This window comes from Streptosporangium sp. NPDC050148 (assembly GCF_055586505.1).
This window is the reverse complement of sequence record NZ_JBVJIA010000013.1, coordinates 97,524-121,180: the sequence shown is the minus strand read 5'-3', so window position 1 is coordinate 121,180 and position 23,657 is coordinate 97,524. Positions and strand designations below refer to the sequence as shown.

The window sequence follows — 23,657 nt, the reverse complement described above, 5'->3', positions numbered from 1 at the left end:
CGGCCCCCGTTCTCCCCGGCGTGACCGCTTCCCGGTAACGTCGGGACATGTCACCATCTGTCGCCATCGTCACGGATTCCACCGCCTACCTCCCGAGCCAGGAGACCTCCCGCCTGGGGATCACGGTGGTGCCCCTGCAGGTGGTGGTGGGCGGCAGGCCGTTCGACGACATGGCGCAGATCGACGGCGTGAGCGTGGCCGAGGCGCTCGGCCAGTGGGTGCCGGTGACGACCTCCAGGCCCGCGCCGCACCGCTTCGCGGAGGCCTACGGCGAGGCGGCGGCCCGGGGGGCGACCGCCGTCGTCTCCGTCCACCTCTCGGCGGAGATGTCGGGTACGGCCGAGGCCGCCCGCGCCGCGGCCGAGGACTCCCCGATCCCGGTCGACGTCGTCGACAGCCGCTCCATCGCCATGGGCCTGGGGTTCCCCGTACTGGCCGCGGCCGGTGCCGCCGCCGCGGGCGCGACACGCCAGGAGGTCGTGGACGTCGCCCGCCGCACCGCGGAGTCGGCCCGCAGCTTCTTCTACGTCGACACCCTGGAACACCTGCGCAGGGGAGGCCGGATCGGGGCGGCGGCCACGCTCCTGGGGTCGGCGCTGATGATCAAGCCGATCCTGCACATCTCCGACGGCACGATCGTCCCCCTGGAGAAGGTCCGTACCTCGGCCCGCGCCATCGGCCGCCTCGAGGACCTGGCGGCCGCGGCGGCCGGTGACGCCCCGGTGGCGATCGCCGTCCAGCACCTCGGCGCCGCGTCCCGGGCCGAGACGCTGGCCGCGCGCCTGTCCCGCCGCCTGCCCGCCCTGACCGGCCTCACCGTCGTCGAGGTCGGGCCGGTCATCGGCGCCCACGTGGGCCCCGGGATGCTCGGCATCACCGTCTCACCGTCTTAGTCCCGGTCCTGGCTCCCGTCCTGGTCCCTGCCCTGCTCCGCGCCTTGGTCTCTGCCCCGGCCCCTGCCCTGGCCCACGACCCGGTCCGGTCCCGGGCCCCGTCCAGGTCCCTGCCGCAGACCTCGCCGTCCTGCTCCCCGTACCGGTCCCCGTCGGCGGCATCGGGCCGTCGGCTCTGCCGGCCTGCCCCGTCGTCCCGAGGCCGTTCGCCGGTTATCCACAGAATTCAGTTCGGTACGGCGGCCTCCCGCACCGTCGCCGTAGCGTCCTGCGGGTGCGGACCACAGGCCAGAACATCGAGCGGTCCCGGGCCGAGTCGCGGCTGCGGACACTGACGGGACGGGGATCACCCGGCCCCGCTCTCCCACGCCACATCCCCGACCCCTCGTCCACTCCGCCCCGGCCGGTCGATCGGCTTCAACCGGCTCCGCGCGCCGAGCCGTCCCCGCCCTTCCGGCCGGTCGAGCCGTTCTCCCGGCCGGCCGTTCCGCCCGGCCCCGGTCCCTCACGCCGGATGCCGTACGAGGACGTCCCTGACAGGCAGCCCCTCGCGAGCGGGACGGCACTCAGGGCGGACGCGTCCCGGCCCGCTCCCGAGATCCCGCCCGCGGCCCGGACGAGCTGGGCACCCGTCCCGCCCTCCTTCGAAGCGCTCAGGAAGGCCGTCGCCACCCAGGCGCCGGCACTCGGTCCCGGCCGGGCGGGGTTGCGATTGCTGCTCCTCGTCGCGGCGGTGGCCGCCCTCGCGGGCGGTGTCCATGCCTGGTGGTCCCGGCCGGCGCCCGAACCCCTGGCGCCACCGGTGCCGGTCTCGGGCGCCCCGCTGCGGCCCCCCACCGCGCCGCGGGCACCGTCCGCCCCGGTCGCGGAGCTGACCGTCCACGTGACCGGCAAGGTCCGCCGTCCCGGTGTGATCACACTGCCCGCAGGCTCCCGGGTCGCCGACGCGGTCCGGGAGGCCGGAGGCGTCCGCGGGTCGGCGACCACGGGCTCGCTCAACCTGGCGCGCAGGCTCGTGGACGGCGAGCAGATCGTCGTCGGCGCCCCCGGCCCCGCGGCCCCGGTGACCGGGCCGCCTCCCGCGACCCCGATGGACCCCTCCTCCGCCGTGATCGACCTGAACGCGGCCACGCCCGAGCAGCTCGAGCTGCTGCCGGGTGTGGGCGAGGTGCTCGCCCGGCGCATCACCGAGTACCGGGACGCCCACGGGGGCTTCCGGACCGTCGAGGAGCTCCGCGACGTGAGCGGCATCGGCGACCGCAAGTACGCGGAGATGCGGGACAGGGTCCGGGTATGAGCCGCCGATCCCGTACGGCGGCCCTGCTCCGGTCGGTACCCGCGTTGGTGCCCCGGTCGACGCCCCGTTCCGTCCTCCGGCTCGTTCCTCGGTCGGCGCCTCGGCCGGAGCCCTGGTCCGCGACCGCCATGGCCGCCGCGACGGGCGCGACCACCCCGACCGCCACCGCCGGGGGATCGGGCGAGGGGCGAACGTGCTTCCCGTACGGCGTGCACCTGGTCCTGCCCGCCGCGGCCTCCTGGGGGATCGCCCTCGTCCTGCTGGGCCTTTCGGCCTCGGCCGGAGCCGCGGTGGCGGTTCTGCTGGCCGGGGGAGCCCTGGCCGTGGCCGTCCTGACCCGAACCGGCAGGACGGCGGGCTCGCGGAACGCGCTGATCGCGGTCCTGGGATGCGCTGCCGCGGTGGCGGGATCGGTGGCCTTCCGGGTGCACGCGGCCGGTACGGGGCCGGTGGCCGAGCTCGCCGGGCGGCACGCGTCGGCCGTCGCGGAGGTGGTGACGACCGACGACCCCCGGGAGCTGCCCAGGGCCGCGGGCCCGTTCCGGCGGGAGAGCTTCGTGGTGCCGGCCCGGGTCGAGGCGGTCGGGACGGGTGAACGCAGGGTGAGGCTGAGGGCCTCGGTGCTGCTGTTCGTCTCCGGCGCCGAATGGCGGTCGCTGCTGCCCGGTCAGCGGGTCGAACTCAGGGGGCGCTTCGCCCCGGCCGATCCCGGAGAGCTGCTCGCCGCGGTGGTGCTGGTCAGGGGAGCGCCACGCACTTTGGCCGGGCCGTCGTGGGAGCAGCGCGCCGCCGGGGCGCTCAGGGCGGGGCTGCGGGAGGCGGCCGACGTGCTGCCACCGGCGCAGCGAGGGCTGCTGCCCGGTCTGGTGGTCGGTGACGTGTCCCGGATGGAGGAGCAGGTCAAGGCCGACTTCAGGACGGCCGGCCTCAGCCACCTGCTGGCCGTCTCCGGGGCGAACCTCGCCGTCGTGGCCGGTGCGGCGGTCGCGCTGGCCAGGGTCGCCGGGCTGCCCCTCGCGGCGCGGGCGGTGCTGGCGCTGACGGCCATGGTCGCCTTCGCGGTCGTCGCCCGGCCCTCGCCCAGCGTGCTCAGGGCGCTCCTGATGGGCGGGGTCGCCGCCGTCGCCCTGGGGACGGGACGTTCCCGCGACGGTGTCGCCGCCCTGTCGGCGACGGTCCTCGCCCTGGTCTTCTTCGTGCCCGATCTGGCCCGGTCCTACGGCTTCGCCCTGTCGGTCCTCGCAACGGCGGGCATCCTGGTCCTGGCACCGCGCTGGCGTGACCGGCTCTCGGCCCGAATGCCCCGATGGCTCGCCGAGGCGACCGCGGTGGCCGCGGCGGCGCAGGTGGCCGTCACCCCCGTGCTGGTCCTGATGTCGGGGCAGCTCTCGCCGGTGGCCGTGCCGGCCAACCTGCTCGCCGGTCCCGCCGTCGCCCCGGCCACCCTGATCGGCTTCGTGGTCGCCCTGGTCGCCCCCCTGCACCTGGAGACGGCCAGGCTGCTGGTACGGCCCGCCGGGCTCGCCACCGGATGGATCATCGAGGTGGCGGAGCGCGCCGCCGCCCTCCCGCTGGGCGCGATCCCGTGGCCGGGCGGGATCACCGGGCTGCTCCTGCTGGCGGTCGCCGTCCCGCTCGCCGTACCGGTCCTCCGGGGCAGGAGGTCCCGCCGGATCGCCCTCGCGGCCGTCACCGGGCTGGTCCTCACCGTGACCGTGGTCACGCCGATCGTGGCACCCTGGCCGCCTCGTGACTGGTTGCTGGTGGCCTGCGACGTCGGTCAGGGGGACGCCCTGCTGGTGGCCGCCGGGCCCGGGCGGGCCGTGGTGGTGGACGCGGGGCCCGACGCGGTGGGAATGGACCGCTGCCTTCGTTCCATGGGGGTCGGGCAGGTGCCCCTGGTGATCCTCACCCATCCGCACCTCGATCACGTGGGAGGGCTCGACGGCGTCTTCCGCGGACGCCGGGTGGGGGCGGTGGTGGTGACCCCGCACGGTACCGCGGAGGGGGAGGAGACGAGATTGAGCGACGGGCTCGCCCGTCGCCGCGTGCCGGAGTGGGCGGCCCGGCCGGGCGCGAGCTGGCGGTTCGGGCCCTCCGAGCTCACCGTCATCGGCCCGGCCGCCGAGGGGGCCTCGCCCGGCGGGGGAGAGGGATCGGCCGTCAACAACGCGAGCGTCGTGGTGTACGTCCGCTGGGCCGCGGGGGCGGCCCTGCTCAGCGGTGACATCGAGACCGAGGCCCAGGCGGAGCTGCTCCGGCGCGGCCTGCCGCCCGCCGAGATCTTCAAGGTCCCGCACCACGGGTCGGGCAGGTACGACCCCGCCTTCTTCGCCGCAGCCGGGGCCCGTGCCGCGCTGATCAGCGTGGGGGAGGGCAACGACTACGGACATCCGGCCCCCTCGACGCTGGCCGCGCTGCTCCGGCTCGGCATGCGCGTCTACCGGACGGACCTGTCGGGAGATCTGGCGGTGGTGGTCCGCGACGGGGCGCTGGCCGTCGTCGCCCGAGGCCGGGAGGCTCACCCGGCAGGGGCCCGAGCCCTGGGGGCGGCTCCGGGTCCTCCGGCTCCCTCGGCTCCCTTGGCTCCTGCGGTTCTTCCTGCTCCCGTGAGGGCTTCTGAGCCCGCCGTCCCCGCCGGTGCCGTGAGGACGCGCGTCATCGGCCGCCGATCACGCGGCGAACCGTTTGACAGCCTATCCGTACGATGTACGGTATGTCGTACGATTCATGGCGTGTCACCGGACGCCGCCTTGCGGAGCGGTAGCGGACGCAAAGGCCCGGCGGGGCGTTCTCGACGAAGGAGCAGACGATGGCGGAAACCCAGCAATCCCCGTTCGGCGGCGGTGCCTACACCCCGACCACCGAAGACCGGGAGAGCGTCGAGGCGTGGTTCGCCGTGTACGACGCGCACAGTGCCAAGGTCGACGTCGAGCGGATGGCGGACATGGCGATGTTCCCGCTCAACGTGGTGACCGACGGCCCCGACGGTGACGGCCTGGCCGCTCGGTGGACGAGGGAGCGGTTCACGAGCACGATGGCCGAGGTGATGGGAGGGGGAGAGCAGGGCGACCTCGAGATGCGGTCGGTCCGCACGCCCCACTTCCTGACCGCGAACCTGGTCGTCGTGATCACCGATGCGACGGTGACGATGAACGGTGAGACGCACGGAATGCGCTACGCGGACCTGCTGGTGAAGTCGGGCGGTCAGTGGGTCTTCCAGACCATGGTGCAGGGCGGATGGGCCGACGCCTGGAAGGAGACACCGGCGAGCGCCTGATCGGCGCCGGCCGGCGCGGTCTTCGAGGCTGAGCGGAAGGGGCCCCGGCCGTCATGACCCTCGAATCCGAGCGAAGGAGCCCTGGCCAGGGCGAGGGTTTCTGGCCGGGGCGCCTGGCCGGGGCGGCGGGGCGCCTGGCCGGGGTGGTGCGGGTCGGGCCCCGGTGCGGCCGGGCGGGGGAGTGCGGATCAGATCCGGGCCCGGCCGGGCGGGGGAGTGCGGATCAGGCCCGGGGCCCGGCCGGGCGGCGGAACTCGGTGTCCACGTCGGCGGCGTAGACCGACCTGCTGCAGCGCGCGCAGCGGTACATGATCGGGCCCTCGTCGAGGGTCGTTCCGCAGCGGGGGCAGGCGTGGCGGCGAACAGTGGAGTTTGTCATCGTTCTCACCTCCTTCGGTGTTCTCAGGTTGCCCCGGGACACCTGCATTCCGATTGCGAACGGCTTGACGCGATGACCGGTCGCCACGAATACATGGCATGCTGCTCGACATGGCGGCAACCGATCCGGCACCCGTGATCCTGATACTCGGCGACGAGGAACTGCTGGCCGACCGCGCGGTCGCCGAGGTGACCTCGGCGGCCCGCGCGGCCGATCCGACCGCCGAGGTGCACGACCTGCCCGGCGCCAAGGTGGAGCCCGGAGAGCTGACCCGGATGACGTCGCCCTCGCTGTTCGGCGACAGGTCCGTGGTGGTCATCCGCTCGGCCCAGGACCTCGTCAAGGACGTCGTCACCGAGGTCGTCTCCTATGCGGCCCGCCCGGCCGAGGAGACCGTGCTGGTCCTCGTCCACCCCGGCGGGGTCAAGGGGAAGGCGCTGGTCGACGGGGTCAAGAAGGCCGGGGCCCGGGTGGTTCCGGTCACCAAGATGACCAAGCCGGCCGAGCGGCTGGCGTTCGTCAAGGCGGAGCTGAAGCGGGCCGGGCGCACGATCGGGGCCGACGCCGCCGCCGCGCTCCTCGACGCGGTCGGCAACGACCTGCGCGAGCTCGCCGCCGCCTGTAGCCAGCTCGCCTTCGACACCCCCGGCAAGACGATCGACGAGGCCGCCGTCGCCCGCTACCACCGGGGCAGGGCCGAGGTCAGCGGGTTCACCGTGGCCGACTCGGCGGTCGAGGGACGCCTGGGCGACGCCCTGGAGCAGCTGCGCTGGGCGCTGTCGACCGGGACGGCCCCGGTGCTGCTGGTGAGCGCGCTCGCCGGAGGGCTGCGTTCGCTGGCGAAGGTGGGAGGCGCCCCCCGCAACCTCCGGGGCGCCCAGCTCGCCGGTCGCCTCGGCATGCCGCCCTGGAAGATCGAGCGGGTCCAGCGGCAGCTGAACGGCTGGGGGCCGGAAGGGCTCGCCCGCGCGATCCAGGCCGCCACCACCGCCGACGCGCAGGTGAAGGGCGGCGGCGCCGACCCCGCGTACGCGCTGGAGCACATGATCCAGACCGTGGTCGCCAACCGCACCGGACGCTAGGCGTCGTCCCTGCGCGGGAACCGAGTTCTCGCGGGAACGCAAAAACGCCACACCCCGGGCGGGGTGCGGCGTCCGCGGATCCTGGAACTACTTGGCGGCCGTCGACAGGGCGGCGGCGCGCTGGGCGATCGCCGACTTGCGGTTGGCGGCCTGGTTCTTGTGGATGACGCCCTTGCTGGCGGCCTTGTCCAGCTGGCGGGCGGCGGCGCGCTGAAGCGTGACCGCCTCGTCGATGTTGCCCTGGTCGGCGGCCTCGCGGAACTTGCGGATGGCCGTCTTCAGGGAAGACTTGACAGCCTTGTTACGCAGCCGGGCCTTCTCGTTCTGCCGGTTGCGCTTGATCTGGGACTTGATGTTCGCCACGAAGAAGCCTCGGTGAATGTCGTCGGATGGGGCGCGCGGGCAGAGAGGGCGCGCCACACGCAGTTGACTAGGCTACCAACTGCCGAGGTCGCCGCTCAAATCGACAGGCCAGGCAGAAGGATGCCTGATCAGTTTAGCGTGTGGTCATGGCGGCTCGGACCACGATCTCCATGATCCTTACGGTCTGAACCAGAACCTGTCGTACTCCGACCAGTCCTCCTTGGTGGCCGCGAAGTCCACGTAGAGCGCCAGCCCGAACCGCTCGCGCGGCTTCCCGTGCGCGGTCAGCCCCAGCCGGGCGCCCCTGGCCGCCTTCTCGACGCTCTCGGCGGCGTCGGCCCAGGGGACGCCGTGGTCGTGGTAGGCCGGGGCGCCGATCAGCAGCGTCCTGTCCGCGGGGACGAGCCCCAGTGCCAGCGAGGTCTGCCGGACGACGTAGCCGCCGTAGACGGCCGGGTAGGGGAGGTAGGAGTCGTAGGTCATGATCGCCACCTGGTCGACGAGCCTGGTCACCTGCCCGAAGTAGTCGGGGGACCAGTACTTGTCGCGGCCCGTGACGGCCCGCGCGGCCGGGCGGACGAGCGGGAACGGCTCGATCTGCGGAGTCGAGGTGGACAGCAGGCCGTCGCCCACGATCGGGCGGGTCCTGGTCAGCAGGTCGAGGAACTCGGTGTCTCCGTCGCCGATCGGCTCGAAGTTGTAGTGGACGCCGTCGAAACCGAGCGCCATGATCGCCCGCGTGCCGTCCAGCACGCGCTGCCTGGTGGCGGCGTCGTCGAGGTCCAGGACGCCGTCGACCTTCTGTCCCAGCCAGGCCGACACCCTGACCTTGGGCGACTCCTGGCGCCACCATTTGAGGAAGTCGGCCGCCTTCGGGTGCTTGGAGGCCGGGAGCGTCCCGTCACCGTCGAACGGGCCGGAGTGGACGTACACGTCCTTGATGCCGGTCCTGCGGAGCCTGCCGGCGAGCGCCCGCACGTCCTCGGCCGTCTTGCGGCCGTCGACCCAGGCGTGGCCGAGCCAGAGGGCGTCGTGACCGGTGGTCTTGGCCCAGCGGGCCGGGGTCCCGGTAAACTGCAGGGTGAGGGTGGCCACGGCCACCCCGGGAAGCGCAAGGAGCAGGGCCGCCACCGTAGCGAGGAACCGCAGGCCGCGCCGTGCTCTGGTCCGGGCAATCACCCGGACATGTCACCATGGAAGACGGCTGGCATGCCAGCCGTATGATCGTCATCAATCTGTTGAAACGGACCCCGGTGCGCATTCAGCCTGGCCAGACCGACCCCGCTGTGCTCCGCAACTTCTGCATCATCGCCCATATCGACCATGGCAAGTCGACCCTGGCCGATCGCATGCTGCAGATCACCGGGGTGGTCGACGCCCGTTCCATGCGGGCCCAGTACCTCGACCGGATGGACATCGAGCGCGAGCGCGGCATCACGATCAAGTCGCAGGCGGTCAGGCTGCCGTGGAAGGTCGGTGAGACCGACTACGTGCTCAACATGATCGACACTCCCGGGCACGTCGACTTCACCTACGAGGTCTCCCGGTCGCTGCAGGCGTGCGAGGGCGCGATCCTGCTGGTCGACGCCGCGCAGGGGATCGAGGCGCAGACCCTGGCCAACCTGTACCTGGCCATGAACAACGACATGACGATCATCCCGGTGCTCAACAAGATCGACCTTCCCGCGGCCCAGCCGGAGAAGTACGCCGCGGAGATCTGCCACCTCATCGGCTGCGAGCCCGAGGACGTGCTGCGGGTCTCCGGCAAGACCGGCGTGGGCGTCCGCGAGTTGCTGGACCACGTGGTCGACAAGGTCCCGGCGCCGGTCGGCGACGCCGACGCGCCCGCCCGCGCGCTGATCTTCGACTCGGTGTACGACACCTACCGCGGTGTGATCACCTACGTCCGGGTCATGGACGGCCACCTGGGCAAGCGCGAGCGCATCCTGATGATGTCCACCACCGCGGCCCACGAGACGCTGGAGATCGGCGTCATCTCGCCCGAGCCGAAGATCGCCGATCAGGGGCTGGGCGTCGGCGAGGTGGGTTACCTGATCACCGGGGTGAAGGACGTCCGCCAGTCCCGGGTCGGCGACACGGTGACCTCGGTGACGCGGCCGGCCCTGAAGGCGCTCAGCGGCTACGAGCACCCCAAGCCCATGGTCTTCTCCGGCCTGTACCCGATCGACGGGGACGACTACCCCGAGCTCCGCGAGGCCCTGGACAAGCTCCAGCTCAACGACGCCGCCCTGGACTACGAGCCGGAGACCTCCGCGGCGCTGGGCTTCGGCTTCCGCTGCGGCTTCCTCGGGCTGCTCCACATGGAGATCGTCCGCGAGCGGCTGGAGCGCGAGTTCAACCTCTCGCTCATCTCCACCGCGCCCAACGTGGTCTACCGGGTGATCATGGAGGACGGCAAGGAGGTCGTCGTCACCAACCCCTCGGAGTTCCCCACCGGCAAGGTGGAGAAGGTCTACGAGCCGATGGTGAAGACGACCGTGCTGGTCCCCTCGGAGTTCATCGGCGCGATCATGGAGCTCTGCCAGAACCGCCGCGGCAACCTGCAGGGGATGGACTACCTCTCCGAGGACAGGGTCGAGATCCGCTACACCATGCCGCTCGGCGAGATCATCTTCGACTTCTTCGACCAGCTCAAGTCTCGCACCCGCGGGTACGCCTCGCTGGACTACGAGCCCTCGGGCGAGCAGGAGTCCGACCTGGTCAAGGTCGACATCCTGCTCCAGGGCGAGGCCGTCGACGCCTTCAGCGCCATCGTGCACCGGGACAAGTCCTACGCGTACGGGGTCGAGATGGCCAAGAAGCTGCGCGAGCTCATCCCCAGGCAGCAGTTCGAGGTGCCCATCCAGGCGGCCATCGGTGCCCGGGTCATCGCCCGGGAGAACATCCGCGCCATCCGCAAGGACGTCCTCGCCAAGTGCTACGGCGGCGACATCTCCCGTAAGCGCAAGCTGCTGGAGAAGCAGAAGGAGGGCAAGAAGCGGATGAAGATGGTCGGCCGCGTCGAGGTCCCCCAGGAGGCGTTCGTGGCCGCGCTCTCCACCGAGTCCTCCACGCCCAAGAAGTGAGCGGCAGGACCGTCGTTGTCCGGTAAGTCCGGGAAGCCGGCGGTGGCCCCCGCGTCCGGAAGGCGGCGGGCGGACAGGCCCGTGCCCGGAACGCGGAGGGCGGGACCGCCGGGATCCGGTGACCCGGATCCGATGCGGCCCCGCCCGTGGGTGAGGGTCGCTCAGCGCAGGACGCGGTAGAGCGCGGTGGTGAGCGACGCCTTGGCGTCGTCCTGGTCGATGGACCACATCATCGATCCGCCCAGGCCCTTCAGGCGGATGTAGGCCGCCTTCTGCGTCAGCGAGGCCGGGTCGTCGTAGGACCAGAACTCGTTGCCGTCGTAGAGCCACACGGCCCCGGTCAGCAGGTCGCGGTAGCGCTTGCCCGGCTTGTTCACGAGGATCTTGTAGTCCTCGTTGCCGGCCGCGAAGGTGCCGGGGGCCGGTCCGGTGGCGGTGCCGTACAGGCCGTTCCTGCCGCCGGTGACCCCGGTCCAGCCCTGGCCGTACGCGGGCACGCCCACCACGATCTTCCTGGCCGGAGCGCCGCGGGTCAGGTAGTCGCGGACGGTCTGGTCCACGCTGTACTTCACCGGGTTCGGGTCGCGCCGGTCGTTGAACAGGTTGCCGTTGTGGCCGGTGACGGTCTCCCAGGAACCGTGCAGGTCATAGCCCTGGACGGTGGCGAAGTCGAGCTGCTTGAAGACCTCGCGCACCTCGAAGCCGGCGTCGATCTTCGCGGCCGCGGCGGGCAGGAAGGCGGTCAGCTCGCTACGCCGGTCGAACTCGTTCATCTGGCGGCGCAGCTCGGTGACGAACAGGGTGAAGTTCCGCTTGTCCTCGGGACGGATGATGTTGCCGTCGTTGCCGGAGGAGCCGGGCCACTCCCAGTCCAGGTCGATGCCGTCGAACACGCCCGCGCCGCTGCCGGGGGCGGTGCCGGGCAGGTTGCCCTTCAGCCACAGGTCGATGCAGGAGGAGGCCAGCCGGGCACGGCCCTCGGGGGTCAGCACGGCGTCGGAGAAGTACTTCGAGCCGGTCCAGCCGCCGAGGGAGATCAGCGTCTTGAGGCCGGGGTGCTTGGCCTTGAGCTTCTTGAGCTGGTTCAGGTTGCCGCTCAGCGCCTGCCCCTCGGCGTCGGCGACGCCGTCCACGCTCTGCTCGGCGGGCACCGGGCGCTGCCAGTCGGCCCACGGGTCGGCGGAGTAGCAGTCACCCTCGGGGTTGACGAAGCCGAAGGCGTAGTTGATATGGGTCAGCTTGGCGGCGGCGCCGCTGGTGTCCATGTCCTTGACGTGGTAGTTGCGGCCGTAGATGCCCCACTGGATGAAGTACGCGACCCGCTTGAAGCGGTCACCGCGATCCTGAAGGGCCTGGTCGTACGCCTGGGCCGGGGCGGGTACGGCGACCGCCGCGAGACCCGCGGCGAGAACCGCCGCGATCATGTGCCGGAGGAGTCTCTGCACGGGCTTCTCCACTGCTCGGGAAGTAACTTATAGGAAACTTTCCTTTAAGTTTTCCCGGATCGTAGACCTGGGTGATCGGGGCGTCAACGGTGGACGGCGTTTTGACAGGTGGAAGGCGAAGCTCTCGACTACCGTTGTAAGGCATGGAGCAGCAGGCGTTCTGCAACCGATGTGGCGCCCCCATGGAAGGGCGGCGGCAGTGTCCCCGATGCGGGGCGCCGACGGCCCCGCACCCGCCGGCGCAGCCCCTTGTCGACCGGCCCCTTCCCGGGCACTCCCTCCCCGGCCGGTCCGCCGCCGACCATCCCTTCCCCGACCGGTCCTTCACCGATCGGCCTTTCATCGATCGGCCCCTTGCCGAACGGCCCTCCGCCGAACGGCCTTCTCCCGGCCGGCCCGCATCCGGCGGCTCGTCGGGGGACTCGACAGGGGACCTGACAGGGGGCGGGCGGGTCCCTCCGGAGGAGTGGCGGCAGGACCCGGCCGACTGGCAGCAGCACCTCCCCCGGGAGGAGCGGCACCTGCACACGGACGGGCGGGACCGGGCGCCCGAATCCGGAGGCCGGGCACCCCGCCAGGGACGGGACGGCGACGACGGGCGGTACGGGCGCAGGCGGCCCCCGGCCGACCGCCGGGTCTGGCCCGTGGTCACGATCGCCGCGCTGGTCACGACGGCGCTGGTCGCGGCGGGCACCGCCTGGTTCGCCCCGCGCGGCGCCGGCCCGACCGCGACGGGTGGCGTGCCGATCGTGGCGACCGGCGCCCGCGCCGAGGCCGAGATGGGCACGCCCGTGGCGGGACGGCCTCCCGGTGGCCCCGAGGACGCCGAGTCGCAGGCCAGGGTCCTGGACGCGCTGCTCGCCGACAGCGGCGGCTCCCGATCCGGCCTCGGCGACGCCCTGGAGCGGCTCCGCTCCTGCGAGGACACCGCGGGCGCGCTCGCCGTGCTCCAGCGGATCACGGACGCCCGGCGCGAGCAGGTGATCCAGGCGAACGCGCTGGGCACCGGCGCGCTCGACGACGGGGACGCGGTCAAGGAACGTCTCACCCGGGCCCTGACCGCCTCCTTCGAGGCCGACGAGGCCTTCCTCGCCTGGGCCGCCCGCCGGAACACCGGCTGCGACCGCGACCTGAGCGAGGACGACGACTACCGGCGCGGCCTGGCCTTCTCCGAGGAGGCGACCACGGCCAAGCGCGGTTTCCTGCGGCTGTGGAACCCCCTCGCCCGCCGGTACGGACTGCCGGAACGCGACGACCACGAGATCTGACTCCCGGGGCGGGGTGCCGGACGTCACGAAGGCCCCCGGCAGTGGGCCGCACCGGGGAACGGCCCCACCCGGGCGGCGCGTCACCAGGGGGCCCACCGAGGCGGCACGGCGTCGGGGACCTCACCCGGGCGACGCGCTGTCGGGGCTCCCGGACGGCGCGGCCTCGGGGCACCGGCCGGGCGGCGACCGGGGTGGGTACGGCGGCCGGACCGGGAGGATGTACCGGGCATCACGACGGGGGCGGCAGACTTGGGGCGTGCCATCCACACTTCCCGACGGGGACCCGGTGCCCGCCTCGGGCGAGCTGCCGCGGAGCGCGCTCGCCGGGCTCGGCGAGCGGCCCTTCGGCTTCTACGTCCACGTGCCCTTCTGCGTGACCCGGTGCGGTTACTGCGACTTCAACACCTACACGGCGTCCGAGCTCGGCCCCGGCGCCTCGCAGAGGGACTACGCGGACACCGCCGTCGAGGAGGTACGGCGGGCACGGGCCGTCCTCGGGACCACGCCCCTGCCGGTCGAGACCGTGTTCTTCGGCGGGGGCACCCCCACCCTCCTGCCGGCCGGGGACCTGGTGCGGATCCTGGAGGCGATCGAGGAGGAGTTCGGGCTCGCCCCCGGGGCCGAGGTGAGCACCGAGGCCAACCCCGAGTCGGTGGACCCCGCCTACCTGGCCGTGCTGCGCGCCGGTGGGTTCAACCGGATGAGCTTCGGGATGCAGAGCGCCCGCGAGCACGTGCTCCAGGTGCTGGACCGCCGCCACACCCCCGGCCGTGCCGCGCACGCCGTACGGGAGGCCAGGCAGGCGGGGTTCGAGCACGTCAACCTCGACCTGATCTACGGCACCCCCGGGGAGAGCGACGACGACTGGCGCGCGTCGCTGGCCGCGGCGATCGAGGCCGGGCCCGACCACGTCTCGGCGTACTCGCTGATCGTCGAGGACGGGACCAGGCTGGCGGCCAGGATCAGGCGCGGCGAGCTCCCGATGCCCGACGACGACGTGGCCGCCGACCGCTATCTGATCGCCGACGCCATGCTGGCCGAGGCGGGGTTCGAGTGGTACGAGGTGTCCAACTGGGCGACCTCCGAGGCGGGGCGCTGCCGGCACAACCTGCTCTACTGGACCGGCGGCGACTGGTGGGGGGTCGGGCCCGGGGCGCACAGCCACGTCGGCGGCACCCGCTGGTGGAACGTCAAGCACCCCGCCGCCTACGCGCGGCGCCTGGCCTCGGGGGACTCCCCGGCGCACGCGCGCGAGGTACTGGGCCCGCAGGACCGGGCGGTGGAGCGGCTGATGCTGGAGCTGCGGCTCTCCCGCGGGTTCCCGCTCGTCGAGCTGGAACGTCCCCCCGTGGTCGCCCGGGCCCTGGCCGACGGCCTGCTGGAGACCGAGCCGTTCAAGGCGGGACGGGCGGTGCTCACGCTGCGCGGCCGCCTGCTGGCCGACGCGCTGGTCCGCGACCTCACCTGAGGCTGTTGAGGCCGTGTCCGTGACGGCTCGTGACGTACGGTGGCGGCCCGTCGCGGAACGGCCGCGTTTCGGCCCGTCCTGGCTCCTGGCGATCCGCCCGGGTCAGCTCACGAACCGGATGGTCATCGGATAGCGGTACCTCTCGCCCCGGCTCGCCGCCACCGTGGCGACGATCGCCATGATCAGCGACCCGATCCAGAGCAGGAGCATCAGCACGAACCCGACGAGCACGAACGCCAGGACGCAGCAGACCACGTAGGCGATCAGCACCGTGAGCTGGAAGTTGAGCGCCTCGGCGGCCTGGTCGCGCACATAGGGCGAGCCGTCCCGCTTGGCCAGGTAGAGCACCAGCGGGCCGATGAAGGAGGTCAGCAGCCCCAGCAGGTGGGCCAGCAGGGCCATGGTGGTGTCGTCGCTGCCCGGCCGCGGCCCGTACGTCCCGGGCGGTGCCTGGTGGCCGTAGCCGGGCGGGGTGTACCCGTCGTACGGGTGGCCCGGCCGGTACGCGTCACCGGGACCGCCCGGCATGCCCGGAGCACCGGTGCCGTACGGGGGAGGGGCGGGCCGGTACGGGGAGCCGGACGGGTGACCGTACCCCTGGCCGTATCCCTGCTCGTATCCCTGTCCTCCGCCGTATCCCAGGCCGTACTCCTGGCCGTATCCCGGTCCCCGGTCGTGCCCCTGGGGCCATCCGTACCCCGGTTCCGTCGGCTCGTGGCCGCGCCCCGGCCCGGTGCGGTCCCGGTCGTCCGGCCCGTACCCCTGGTGCGGCGCGTCCCGGCCGGGCCCACCGGTTCCACCAGGCCCGCCGGATCCACCGGGCCCACCGACCCCACCGGATCCACCGGTCCATGCCGCGGGGTCGTCCATGCGCCGCGTCCGGTCGTCGCCGGGCCGATCCTCGGCGTTCTCGTTCATGTCCCCTCCCGGGGGTCGACGGCCTGCCCATCCTCGCCGGGAACCGTCACGAAGTCGATGAGTTCCTCGACCGGCCCCAGCAGGTCGGGTTCCAGGTCGGCGTAGGTCGTGACCGATCCGAGGATACGGCGCCACGCCTCGCCGGTCTCGACGTTCCAGCCCAGCGCGGCCACGACGCCCTCCTTCCAGGGCACGCCGCGCGGCACCGAGGGCCAGGCGGGGATCCGCAGCACCTGCGGCCTGACCGCCTGCCAGACGTCCACGAAGGGATGCCCGACGACCAGCACGTGCGGTGAGGAGACCTGGGCGGCGATCCGGCTCTCCTTGGAGCCGGGGACCAGGTGGTCGACGAGCACCCCCAGCCGGCGGCCGGGCCCCGGAGCGAACTCCTCGACGATGGAGGGCAGGTGGTCGACCCCCTCCAGGTACTCCACGACCACGCCCTCGACCCGCAGGTCGTGCCCCCAGACCTTCTCCACGAGGGCGGCGTCGTGCACGCCCTCGACGTAGATCCGGCTCTCCCGGGCGACCTGGGCCCGCAGCCCCTCCACCGCGATGGACCCCGAGGCGCTCCGCCGCGGGCCGCGCGGCGCGGTGGCCGGCCGCACCAGGGTCACCACCTTGCCCTCCAGCAGGAACGCGGCCGGTTCCAGCGGGAAGACCCGCCGGCGCCCGAACCGGTCCTCCAGGGTGACGGCCTCCTTGTCGCAGGCCACCACGGCGCCGCAGAAGCCGCCGTCGGCGTCCTCGACGACCAGGTCGAGCTCGGCGGGGACCTGGGGGATCGTCCCCCGGCGGGGGCGCCGCCAGTCTTCCGCCAGAACGTCACGCTCGTACATCAACGACCGTCCACCCTCTCTCGCCGGGATCACGTGGGACGCTAGCAAAAGCCACCGTCACCTGCCGTACGGTCCCGATGCCGCCCACTGTCCCGCCGCCGCCGACGCCGCGGCGGACGCCTGGCGCTTGCGGGCGTTGCCCCGCTTCACCAGGACGACGATCGTCACGAGGATGGCCAGCAGGATGCCGACGCCGGGCACCGCGAACAGGGCGACCACCCCGCCCACCAGCGCTCCGGTGGCGAACTCCTGGCCCACGCCGAACCTGGTGCCCTCGTCCGGGTCGGCGGTGCAGGTCATCCGGTAGTCGCCCGCCCGGTCCACGCCGATCCGCAGGCCCAGCTCCCAGGAGATGCCGTTCGCCCCGGAGACGGTCGTCCGCCCGGCCGGCTTCTGCAGCCGCGGGGTGCCGGTGCCGCCCCTGAGGGAGCACTCGAACCGGGTGGGGCCCGCGGTGGAGACGTAGAGGGCGGGCCTGTCGGCGGGGTCGAGCCTGACCGTCGTCTCCTGGCCGGGGACGAACGACGTCTTGGGGGCGGACTCGGCCGCGTCGGAGAGACCACCGGCGAACCCGGCGATGCCGACGATGACGCTGAGCGCGGCGACCAGCCAGGCCCCGACGATCCACCCGATGCCGGGCTTGATCTTCCCGGTGGACGACGGTCCCTGCGGGGCGCCGTACCCGGGAGGCGCGTGACCGTAGGAGGGGTCCCCCTGGTAGGGCTGCTGCCCGCCCGGGTACGACGGGTGGCCCTGCCCGCCCTGGTAGTAGGGCTGCTGCCCGGGCTGACCCGGCTGCCCGGGCTGGCCGTAGGGCTGCTGTCCCGGCTGGCCCGGCTGGCCCGGCTGGCCGTACGGCTGCGGGCCCGGCCGGCCGGGCCCGCCCCCGTAGCCGGGCTGTCCGTACGGTTGCCCGCCGGGTGGGACATATGGCTGCTGGGAGGCACCGTGACCGGGGTCACCGGCCGCGCCCCCCGGGAAAGAACCAAAATCTTTGGACATATACGGATTGTGGTGGCTTCGCCTTGGATCGCGATAGCAGTTGACTTAACAACGGCTTGGCGGGACCATCCGCAGCTCTTGCTTATCGCGCCTTTCGCGCCGGGGCCGTACACTTGGCACTCGGGAACACAGAGTGCCAGACCTCGTGTTTCCCTCGGACGCAGGCAGGGAGGTGACCACGTTGGTCGACGACCGGAAGCTCGCGGTGCTACGCGCCATCGTCGAGGACTACGTGTCCACCAACGAGCCGGTGGGTTCCAAGGCGCTGGCGGACCGGCACAACCTGGGGGTCTCACCGGCGACGATCCGTAACGACATGGCCGTGCTGGAGGAACAGGGGTACATCGCCCAGCCCCACACCAGCGCCGGCCGGGTGCCCACCGACAAGGGGTACCGGCTCTTCGTCGACCGGCTGTCCCAGGTGAAACCGCTCTCCAGTGCCGAGCGCAAGGCCATCGAGAGCTTCCTGGCCGGGGCCGTGGACATCGACGACGTGGTCATGCGGACGGTGCGGCTGCTGGCCCAGCTGACCCGCCAGGTCGCCGTGGTGCAGTACCCGACGCTGACCAACTCGGCGGTCCGCCACGTCGAGCTGGTGCCGCTGAGCGAGCATCGGCTGATGTTCGTGCTGATCACCAACACCGGCCGGGTCGAGCAGCGGGTGGTCGAGCTGCCCGAGGTCGCCGACGAGCAGCGGGTGGCCCACCTGCGCGCGGTGCTCAACACCTCCCTGGACGGGTGCGGGCTCAGCGGCGTCCCCGACAGGGTCGCCGACCTGCCCGAGCGGCTGTCGCCCGAGGATCGGCCGCTCGCGGCCACGATCCTGTCGGTGCTGCTGGAGTCGCTGGTGGAGAAGCACGATGAGAAGATCGTTTTTGCCGGGGCCGCCAACCTGGCGGGAGCCGACTTCACGGTCGGCCTCCGCGACGTGCTGGAGGCCCTGGAGGAGCAGGTCGTGCTCATGCGGCTGCTCGGTGAGACCTCCGACCTGTCGGCGCTGACCGTGCGGATCGGCTCGGAGAACCCCTATACCGGACTCCAGGGCACGTCCATCGTCGCCGCCGGATACGGTTCTGGGGACAAGCAACTGGCCCGGCTCGGTGTGCTGGGCCCGACGCGTATGGACTACCCGGTCACGATGGGCGCGGTGCGCGCGGTGGCACGCTACGTCAGCCAGATTCTGGCTGCATCCTAAGAGGTCAACGAAAAGTGGCTAAGAGCGACTACTACGGCACCCTCGGGGTGCGCCGTGACGCCAGTGCGGAAGAGATCAAGAAGGCGTATCGCCGCCTGGCGCGAGAGCTGCATCCCGACGTCAACCCCGACCCTGAGACCCAGGAGCGGTTCAAGGAGATCACGCAGGCCTACGAGGTCCTCTCCGACTCCGGTAAGCGCCAGATGTACGACATGGGCGGCGACCCGTTCTCCTCGGGCGGCCCGGGGGCCGGAGGCTTCGGCGCGGGGTTCCCGTTCAGCGACATCATGGACGCCTTCTTCGGCGCCGCCGGTGCCGGAGGCGGCCGGGGGCCCCGTTCGCGCGCCCGCCGCGGACGTAACGCCACCATCCGGGTCGAGCTGGACCTGCAGGAGTCGGGCTTCGGCACGACCCGCGAGCTGGTCGTCGACACCGCGGTGGTCTGCAAGGTCTGCACCGGCTCCGGTGCCGCCGCCGGGACCCACCCCGACACCTGTGACATGTGTCACGGACGCGGTGAGGTCTCCCAGGTCACCCGGTCCTTCCTCGGCCAGGTCATGACGTCGCGTCCCTGCCCCCAGTGCGGCGGCTTCGGCTCGATCATCCGCAACCCCTGCCAGGAGTGCTCGGGCGACGGCCGGGTCCGCACCCGGCGGACCATCAAGGTCCGCATCCCGGCCGGCGTCGAGGACGGCACCCACATCCAGCTCGCCGGTGAGGGCGAGGTCGGTCCCGGTGGCGGCCCCCCCGGCGACCTGTTCCTGGAGATCGTCGAGCGCCCCCACGAGACCTTCGAGCGGCGTGGCGACGACCTGCACTGCACCGTGCAGATCCCGATGGCCGCGGCGGCGCTCGGCACCATCCTGACCATGGAGACGCTGGACGGCGCCGAGGAGCTGGACATCCGACCCGGCACGCAGTCGGGGCAGACGATCCCGCTCTACGGCCGCGGGGTGCAGCGCCTGAACGAGACCGGCCGCGGCGACCTGCTGATCCACGTCAACGTGGAGACCCCCACCCGCCTGGACGCGGCCCAGGAGGAGCTCCTGAAGGAGCTCGCCAGGCTCCGCGGCGAGGAGCGCCCGCCGGGCAAGTTCGCGCCCGGCCAGCAGAGCTTCTTCTCCCGCCTGCGGGACGCCTTCAACGGCCGCTGACGAGATGACCCGGACAGCGCTCCCACCGCTCCCACCGCTCCCACCGCTCCCACCGCTCCCACCGACCCGGACCCTGTCCCCTCGGTGGCCGGTCCGGCCGGCCGGACCGGCCGGGCGGGCCCGGCCCGGCGCGTCGTGAGCGTTCCGGTCTTCCTGGCCGAGCGCGCCGACCTCGCCGGGGCGGCCGGGACGGAGTTCGTGCTCGGCGGCCCCGAGGGGCGCCACGCGGCGGCCGTACGGCGGCTGCGGGCCGGGGAGCGGCTCGACCTGACCGACGGGGCGGGCCTCGTCGCCGAATGCGTGGTGGTCGAGGCCGGCAAGGACTCGCTCCGGGTCGAGGTGCTGCGCCGCCACGACCTGCCGGCGCCCTCCCCGCGGCTGGTCGTGGTCCAGGGGCTGCCCAAGGGCGACAGGGGCGAGCTGGCCGTGGAGATGATGACGGAGGCCGGGGTCGACGTGATCGTCCCCTGGGCCGCCGCCAGGTGCGTCACCCAGTGGAAGGGCGAGCGCGCGGCCAAGGCGCTGGCCCGCTGGCGCTCCACCGCCCGCGAGGCGGGCAAGCAGTCCCGCCGCTTCCACCTGCCGGAGGTGACGGAGCTCGCGACCACAGCGAAGGTCGCCGGTCTGCTCTCGGCCGCGGCGCTGGGCGTCGTCCTGCACGAGGAGGCGGCCCTTGCGCTGTCCGGCCTCGCGCTCCCCGCGGGGGGCGACATCGTCGTGGTGGTCGGCCCGGAGGGCGGGATCTCCCCGGAGGAGATCGCCGCGTTCCGGGAGGCCGAGGCGTCCCCGGTGCTGCTCGGCCCGACGGTGCTGCGCACCTCGACGGCCGGGGTCGTCGCGGCGGCGGTGCTCCAGGCCCGCACCGGCCGCTGGTGACCCGGGCCGCCGCCCCGCGACGCACGCCGGACGGCACCCGCCGCTTCACCGGCCCGCCGACGACACCGGCTCGCCGCTTCACCGGCCGGCCGGTGAAGCGGTCGGAAGGGACGGCCAGGACCGGCCCGGTGACGACGGCTAGGTGCCGGACGGGGTCGGGACGGGGGTGGCCGGCTCGGTCGGCGTCGGGGGCGACACCTCGTTGCCCGGCGAGCAGTCCTCCGTCGAGCAAGGGCTCTGCGTGGGCGTCGGCGTGGCCGTCGCCGAGGCCTCCTCGCACCACTCGGGGGGCTCTCCGCCCTCTCCGCCCTCGACGGGCTCGCCGTCCAGCGGGGTGGGGCAGGGGGGCGTCGGCGTGGGCCGGGGCTTCGCCGTCGTCGAGGTCGGCCTGGCGGACGGTTTCGGGCTCGCGGTGGCGCTCCTGGAGGACGTGGGCTCCGGCGCGGGCGGGGTCGCCGACCGGGAGACGATCGGGAGCGGGGCCGGGTTCGAGGCGGCCGGTGTCGAGGGGGCCGGGGGACGCGAGGTGGCCGACCCGTCGGGAGGGGTCGACTCGGTGAAGTTGACCTGCCCGGCGTCCACCGAGGGGATCACCCGCTCGCGGAGCTCGGGCACCACCATGACGACGGTGGACGCGACGAGGACGGCGCCCGCGACGGACACCCCGGCGCGCCACCACATCAGCCCGCGGATCCCGCGCCGTTCGATACGGGCGCGGATGATCTCCAGCCCGTCCGGGGAGGGAACGACCGAGTTCGCCTCCGCGTTGAGCGCACGGCGAAGGAGCTCGCCGTACTCATCCGGGGAGTCGGTCATGACAGTTGCTCCAGTGAGGTTCGTAGGGCGGCCATGCCGCGAGCCGTGTGGCTCTTGACCGCGCCCTTGCTGATGCCCATCGCGTGGGCGATCTGAGCCTCGGACAGATCTCCGTAGTAACGCAGGACCAGGGCCTCCCGCTGGCGTGCGGGCAGCCCGCGCAGCGCCTCGATGACGGCGGATCGTTCGAACTCGCCGATCGCGCCGTTCTCCGCGCTCGGCGCGTCGGGCATGCCCTTGGGCGCGTACTTCTCGACGACCGCCCGGTGCCGAAGCACCGAACGTGATCGGTTCACGACCGACTGTCGCAGGTAGGCCAGTGCCTTGTCGGTGTCGCGCAGTCGGCGCCAGGCGCCATGGATGGCGACGAACGCGTCCTGCACGACCTCCTCCGCGGTTGCCATGTCGCGGACGAGCAGGACGGCGAGCCGGACAAGAGACCGGTAGTGCGCGCTGTAGAGCGCGGTAACGGCCATGTCGGCATCCCATCCGACGGGCACCGCCCCGAGCGACCTGTCGGCCACGAGGGTCTCGGTGGTCACATCAGTGGGACGCTTGGCCTTCCCAGAGGGTTTACGCTCTTCCGGTTCATTAGGGGGCATGACCCAGTCGTGTCCTCGCCAGGCGGCCATATGGTGCTGCGCGCAAAGGGCTGTCGTGGTTGAAGTTTTGCACATCCACCATATCCGGGTGGATCTTTGTTTGCCGACCGGAACCATCACCGATTCGCAACGTCCTCGGCGGTAAGGTGCCTGCATGGTGAGCGAAGCCGACTGCCTGTTCTGCCGGATCGTGGCCGGGGAGATCCCCGCGAAGATCGTCCACGAGACCGACCGCACCGTGGCCTTCCGTGACGTCGATCCCCAGGCGCCGACCCACGTGCTGGTGATCCCCAGGGACCACCATCCGACCGTCGCGGCCCTGGCCGCCGCCGGTGGCGGCCTGGCCGAGGAGGTCCTCGCCGCCGCGCACGAGGTCGCCCGGCTGGAGGGCGTCGCCGAGACGGGCTACCGGCTGGTGTTCAACACCGGTCCCGAGGCCGGTCAGACCGTCTTCCACGTGCACGGACACGTGATCGGCGGGCGCGGGCTGAACTGGCCGCCCGGCTGAAAACCGATAGGCGCGATCGCCGCGATGGCGGATACCATGGCGGTGAAGTTCCGCGCCTATATCTGGAGGCGAACAGGCCGTAAGGCCCGCTCATGTCCGAGACAAACGATTCCAGCAGAACGCCGTCCAAGTCCAGGGGCTCCGGCCGCACCCAGGCGAAGGTGGTGATTCCGGACGATCAGTCGATGGTCAGCCTGCTGGGCTCGCGCGACGAGCTGTTGCGCGTCATCGAGGGCGCCTTCCGCGCCGACGTCCACGTCCGGGGCAACGAGATCACGATCACCGGAAGCCCCGAGGAGAGCAGCACCGTGGTGCGGCTCTTCGAGGAGATGTCCGAGCTCGTCCGGGGAGGCGCGCAGCTGACGGCGGACGCGGTCGAGCGCAGCATCGCCATGCTGCGGATGACCTCCGACCGTCCCGCCGAGGTGCTCTCGCTGGACATCATCTCCTCGCGGGGCCGGACCATCCGCCCGAAGACCGTGAACCAGAAGCGCTACGTCGACGCGATCGACAAGTACACCATCGTCTTCGGGATCGGCCCGGCGGGCACCGGCAAGACCTACCTCGCCATGGCGAAGGCCGTGAGGGCCCTCCAGGAGAAGAAGGTCAACCGGATCATCCTCACCCGTCCCGCGGTGGAGGCGGGCGAGCGGCTGGGCTTCCTGCCCGGCACGCTCTACGAGAAGATCGACCCCTACCTCCGGCCGCTGTACGACGCGCTGCACGACATGCTCGACCCCGACTCGATCCCCCGGCTGATGGCCGCGGGCACGATCGAGGTCGCGCCCCTGGCCTACATGCGCGGCCGTACGCTCAACGACGCCTACATCATCCTGGACGAGGCGCAGAACACCTCGCCGGAGCAGATGAAGATGTTCCTGACCCGGCTCGGCTTCAACTCGAAGATCGTCGTCACCGGCGACGTCACCCAGGTCGACCTTCCCGGGGGCACGCAGAGCGGCCTGCGGGTCGTCCAGGACATCCTCGACGGCGTCCACGACATCCACTTCTCCCGCCTGACCAGCGCCGACGTGGTGCGGCACAAGCTGGTGGGCGACATCGTGGACGCCTACGGGCGCTACGACGAGGCGCAGCGCCAGAGCGCGCCGCAGATCAAGGGAATGGCCGGCAAGCAGCGTCCCCGGGAGAGGACATGAGGGCGCTCGCGCCCGTCCCCGGGGGGCGC

The 23,657-nt window shown here is 72.5% G+C and carries 22 protein-coding genes; 13 read left to right on the top strand and 9 right to left on the bottom strand.

Annotated features, from left to right (window positions below; all coding sequences use genetic code 11):
• The first annotated feature begins 47 nt into the window (after nt 1-47).
• The 4 genes from ACZ6RT_RS17050 to ACZ6RT_RS17035 all read left to right on the top strand — a co-directional run bounded on the left by ACZ6RT_RS17050 (nt 48) and on the right by ACZ6RT_RS17035 (nt 5,470).
• The gene (locus ACZ6RT_RS17050; protein WP_399191086.1) at nt 48-893 is read left to right on the top strand and encodes a DegV family protein; all 846 of its coding nucleotides are present in this window, start codon (nt 48-50) and stop codon (nt 891-893) included.
• 514 nt (nt 894-1,407) lie between these two features.
• Complete coding sequence (locus ACZ6RT_RS17045; RefSeq protein WP_399191088.1) at nt 1,408-2,190, top strand: helix-hairpin-helix domain-containing protein; 783 nt, start codon at nt 1,408-1,410, stop codon at nt 2,188-2,190.
• 128 nt (nt 2,191-2,318) lie between these two features.
• Nucleotides 2,319-5,165, top strand: a complete 2,847-nt coding sequence (locus ACZ6RT_RS17040) for a ComEC/Rec2 family competence protein (RefSeq protein WP_470154549.1) — start codon at nt 2,319-2,321, stop codon at nt 5,163-5,165.
• Nucleotides 5,138-5,470, top strand: a complete 333-nt coding sequence (locus ACZ6RT_RS17035) for a nuclear transport factor 2 family protein (protein WP_399191092.1) — start codon at nt 5,138-5,140, stop codon at nt 5,468-5,470. The genes ACZ6RT_RS17040 and ACZ6RT_RS17035 overlap by 28 nt, the downstream gene beginning before the upstream one ends.
• A 223-nt stretch (nt 5,471-5,693) precedes the next feature.
• On the opposite strand, the gene ACZ6RT_RS17030 is transcribed toward ACZ6RT_RS17035, so the two are convergent.
• A complete protein-coding gene (locus ACZ6RT_RS17030; RefSeq protein ID WP_399191094.1) occupies nt 5,694-5,849 on the bottom strand; it encodes a hypothetical protein in 156 nt (51 codons plus the stop codon).
• A gap of 110 nt (nt 5,850-5,959) precedes the next feature.
• On the opposite strand from ACZ6RT_RS17030, the gene holA reads away from it, so the two are divergent.
• A complete protein-coding gene (holA, locus tag ACZ6RT_RS17025; protein ID WP_399191096.1) occupies nt 5,960-6,931 on the top strand; it encodes a DNA polymerase III subunit delta in 972 nt (323 codons plus the stop codon).
• Between the two features lie 87 nt (nt 6,932-7,018).
• Here holA and rpsT read toward each other — a convergent pair whose 3' ends face one another.
• A complete protein-coding gene (rpsT, locus tag ACZ6RT_RS17020) occupies nt 7,019-7,294 on the bottom strand; it encodes a 30S ribosomal protein S20 (protein ID WP_399191098.1) in 276 nt (91 codons plus the stop codon).
• Nucleotides 7,295-7,471: 177 nt separating this feature from the next.
• On the bottom strand, nt 7,472-8,473 hold the full coding sequence (locus ACZ6RT_RS17015) for a glycoside hydrolase family 18 protein (protein WP_470154546.1): 1,002 nt from the start codon (nt 8,471-8,473) through the stop codon (nt 7,472-7,474).
• 74 nt (nt 8,474-8,547) lie between these two features.
• On the opposite strand from ACZ6RT_RS17015, the gene lepA reads away from it, so the two are divergent.
• Entirely contained in the window at nt 8,548-10,380 is a 1,833-nt protein-coding gene (gene lepA / locus ACZ6RT_RS17010) for a translation elongation factor 4 (protein ID WP_413224479.1), read from the top strand.
• A gap of 161 nt (nt 10,381-10,541) precedes the next feature.
• On the opposite strand, the gene ACZ6RT_RS17005 is transcribed toward lepA, so the two are convergent.
• Entirely contained in the window at nt 10,542-11,825 is a 1,284-nt protein-coding gene (locus tag ACZ6RT_RS17005; RefSeq protein WP_470154544.1) for a glycoside hydrolase family 18 protein, read from the bottom strand.
• A 644-nt stretch (nt 11,826-12,469) separates the two neighbouring features.
• Here ACZ6RT_RS17005 and ACZ6RT_RS17000 point away from each other — a divergent pair.
• Nucleotides 12,470-13,093: a hypothetical protein gene (locus ACZ6RT_RS17000; protein ID WP_399191106.1), complete on the top strand. Its 624-nt coding sequence runs from the start codon at nt 12,470-12,472 to the stop codon at nt 13,091-13,093.
• 256 nt (nt 13,094-13,349) lie between these two features.
• Nucleotides 13,350-14,561, top strand: a complete 1,212-nt coding sequence (gene hemW / locus ACZ6RT_RS16995) for a radical SAM family heme chaperone HemW (protein WP_399191108.1) — start codon at nt 13,350-13,352, stop codon at nt 14,559-14,561.
• A 102-nt stretch (nt 14,562-14,663) separates the two neighbouring features.
• On the opposite strand, the gene ACZ6RT_RS16990 is transcribed toward hemW, so the two are convergent.
• The 3 genes from ACZ6RT_RS16990 to ACZ6RT_RS16980 are packed head-to-tail and all read right to left on the bottom strand — an operon-like array spanning nt 14,664 to nt 17,320.
• Entirely contained in the window at nt 14,664-15,479 is an 816-nt protein-coding gene (locus ACZ6RT_RS16990) for a DUF4870 domain-containing protein (RefSeq protein ID WP_470154542.1), read from the bottom strand.
• Entirely contained in the window at nt 15,476-16,318 is an 843-nt protein-coding gene (locus ACZ6RT_RS16985) for a DUF3097 domain-containing protein (RefSeq protein WP_399191112.1), read from the bottom strand. Before ACZ6RT_RS16985 ends, ACZ6RT_RS16990 begins: the two co-directional genes overlap by 4 nt.
• Before the next feature lie 57 nt (nt 16,319-16,375).
• The gene (locus ACZ6RT_RS16980) at nt 16,376-17,320 is read right to left on the bottom strand and encodes a hypothetical protein (protein WP_470154540.1); all 945 of its coding nucleotides are present in this window, start codon (nt 17,318-17,320) and stop codon (nt 16,376-16,378) included.
• 181 nt (nt 17,321-17,501) lie between these two features.
• Here ACZ6RT_RS16980 and hrcA point away from each other — a divergent pair, with 181 nt between their 5' ends.
• The 3 genes from hrcA to ACZ6RT_RS16965 all read left to right on the top strand — a co-directional run bounded on the left by hrcA (nt 17,502) and on the right by ACZ6RT_RS16965 (nt 20,545).
• Nucleotides 17,502-18,515, top strand: a complete 1,014-nt coding sequence (gene hrcA, locus ACZ6RT_RS16975) for a heat-inducible transcriptional repressor HrcA (RefSeq protein ID WP_344905420.1) — start codon at nt 17,502-17,504, stop codon at nt 18,513-18,515.
• Between the two features lie 14 nt (nt 18,516-18,529).
• Nucleotides 18,530-19,669 carry a molecular chaperone DnaJ gene (gene dnaJ / locus ACZ6RT_RS16970; protein ID WP_399191116.1) on the top strand — a complete coding sequence of 380 codons (1,140 nt, stop codon included), beginning with the start codon at nt 18,530-18,532 and terminating at the stop codon, nt 19,667-19,669.
• A gap of 135 nt (nt 19,670-19,804) precedes the next feature.
• Nucleotides 19,805-20,545 carry a 16S rRNA (uracil(1498)-N(3))-methyltransferase gene (locus tag ACZ6RT_RS16965; RefSeq protein ID WP_470154538.1) on the top strand — a complete coding sequence of 247 codons (741 nt, stop codon included), beginning with the start codon at nt 19,805-19,807 and terminating at the stop codon, nt 20,543-20,545.
• 138 nt (nt 20,546-20,683) lie between these two features.
• On the opposite strand, the gene ACZ6RT_RS16960 is transcribed toward ACZ6RT_RS16965, so the two are convergent.
• Together ACZ6RT_RS16960 and ACZ6RT_RS16955 are read right to left on the bottom strand one after the other, a co-directional pair.
• Nucleotides 20,684-21,361, bottom strand: coding sequence for a hypothetical protein (locus ACZ6RT_RS16960; protein ID WP_399191120.1), 678 nt, complete (start codon nt 21,359-21,361; stop codon nt 20,684-20,686).
• On the bottom strand, nt 21,358-21,837 hold the full coding sequence (locus ACZ6RT_RS16955) for a SigE family RNA polymerase sigma factor (RefSeq protein WP_043655278.1): 480 nt from the start codon (nt 21,835-21,837) through the stop codon (nt 21,358-21,360). Before ACZ6RT_RS16955 ends, ACZ6RT_RS16960 begins: the two co-directional genes overlap by 4 nt.
• Nucleotides 21,838-22,120: 283 nt before the next feature.
• Between ACZ6RT_RS16955 and ACZ6RT_RS16950 the strand changes: the two genes are divergently transcribed.
• Both ACZ6RT_RS16950 and ACZ6RT_RS16945 read left to right on the top strand, forming a co-directional pair.
• Nucleotides 22,121-22,471, top strand: coding sequence for a histidine triad nucleotide-binding protein (locus ACZ6RT_RS16950; protein WP_344905417.1), 351 nt, complete (start codon nt 22,121-22,123; stop codon nt 22,469-22,471).
• Between the two features lie 92 nt (nt 22,472-22,563).
• Complete coding sequence (locus ACZ6RT_RS16945) at nt 22,564-23,628, top strand: PhoH family protein (RefSeq protein WP_399191122.1); 1,065 nt, start codon at nt 22,564-22,566, stop codon at nt 23,626-23,628.
• Nucleotides 23,629-23,657: the final 29 nt, after the last annotated feature.